Origin of the sequence: Mycobacterium sp. IEC1808 (assembly GCF_002101935.1) — a bacterium.
In the GTDB taxonomy this organism is placed as follows: Bacteria; Actinomycetota; Actinomycetes; order Mycobacteriales; family Mycobacteriaceae; genus Mycobacterium.
The window spans coordinates 1-1531 of record NZ_LQPV01000061.1 but is presented as its reverse complement, the minus strand read 5'-3'; the positions used below and the strand labels follow the sequence as shown (position 1 = coordinate 1531).

Genomic DNA, 1531 nt, shown 5'->3' with positions numbered 1-1531 from the left:
GCCCCCAACGGCGGGGCGGGCGGCAAGGGCGGCCAGGTCGGTGTCGGCGGCATCGGCGGCGGTAGTGGCACCGGCGGCGCCGGCGGGGACGGCGGCACCGGCGGCGCGGCCTCGACCCAGCTCAGCCAACCCGTCGCGCTCGGACTCGGCGGGGACGGCGGCACGGGTGGCGCCGGTGCCCCCAACGGCGGGGCGGGCGGCACCGGAGGCGGCGGCGGTGCCGGCGGCGGCGCTCTCGGGGTATCGACCGGGGACATGGGCATCGGCGGAGGCGGCGGAGGCGGTGGAGGGGCCGCCTACGCGGGCGGCGCCGGCGGAGCGGGGGGCTCAGGCGGTAACGCGATCACCACCGCATCGCCGCTCGCTTTCGGAGGTGGCGGCGGAGCCGGCGGCACCGGCCCCGGCGGTGGCGGTGGCGGCGGCGCCTGGGCCTACCCGGCCAACGCCGTCCCTGGCGTCGCCGGTGCGAAGGGTGACTTCGGCGGGACCGGAGGCGCGGGCGGTGGGGCCGGCCAATACGGCGGTGACGGCGGCGCCACCGGCGTGGCCGGCTCCGGTGCCGAGGCATTGATCATTGGCGGCAATGGCGGCGGCGACGGGCAGTCCGTGTGATACCGGTGTTGGTCGGCCGAGATCCGGCATTTGAAATGGGCGCCTTTCCCGACCGCCGCACGATGACGAATGTCGGGGCTTATACCAGTCGCTTACGACGCGCGCGACCGTGGCGCCACAGAATGGCGCAACACGCCATTTCGATCGGTGAAATCACTTCCGGATGCCAAGTGAAAGCGTAGATTTTCGGTTACTTGTGTTTCGTTCGCCCCGTTCACATCCCAGAGGAGCCGTAGATGCCGTCTTTTGTCCTGATCTCTCCTGAGATCGTTACCGCAGCGTCGTCGGAATTGAGCGGCATTGGATTGTCGATTAGGTCCGCCAATGCGGCGGCGGCAGGTTCGACGACATCGCTATTGGCGGCGGGACAGGATGAGGTTTCGGTTGCGATTTCTTCGTTGTTCGGCAGCTACGCCCGGGAGTTTCAGGCACTCAGCGCGCAGGCGACCGCATTTCATGACCAATTCGTGCAGTCGTTGACCGCTGGTGCGGGAGCCTACTCGGCCGTCGAGGCGGCCAATGCCGACCCGTTGACGGCATTGGTCGGCGAACTGCAGAGTCTGACCGCGGGATTGCCGCCCGGGCCGGTCAAGCTGCTGACGGGACGGCCGCTGATCGGCAATGGCGCCAACGGGGCGCCGGGGACCGGGCAGGCCGGCGGCAACGGCGGCTGGCTGATCGGGGACGGCGGTAACGGTGGATCCGGCGGCGCCGGGCAGGCCGGCGGGGCGGGCGGCGTCAATGGGTACCTCGGTGGCGGTCCCGGCGGGGCCGGCGGGGTCGGCGGAAACGGCGGGCCCGGCATCATCGCGGGAGGCGGGCAAGGCGGCGCCGGTGGTGCCGGTGGGGCCAACAGGCACTTGTTCTCCCTGTTCAACGGTGCCGGCGGGGCCGGCGGGGCCGGCGGCCTGGGCGGGGA

At 72.2% G+C, this 1531-nt stretch carries 1 protein-coding gene and 1 pseudogene; both read left to right on the top strand.

From position 1 onward, the window contains the following. Positions 1-612 (top strand): annotated as a pseudogene (locus AWB92_RS31140) (hypothetical protein); the annotation flags it as partial. Between the two features lie 236 nt (positions 613-848). Next, positions 849-1531 (top strand): PE family protein (locus AWB92_RS23790; protein ID WP_142282280.1); only part of this gene is annotated, 683 nt, incomplete at its 3' end.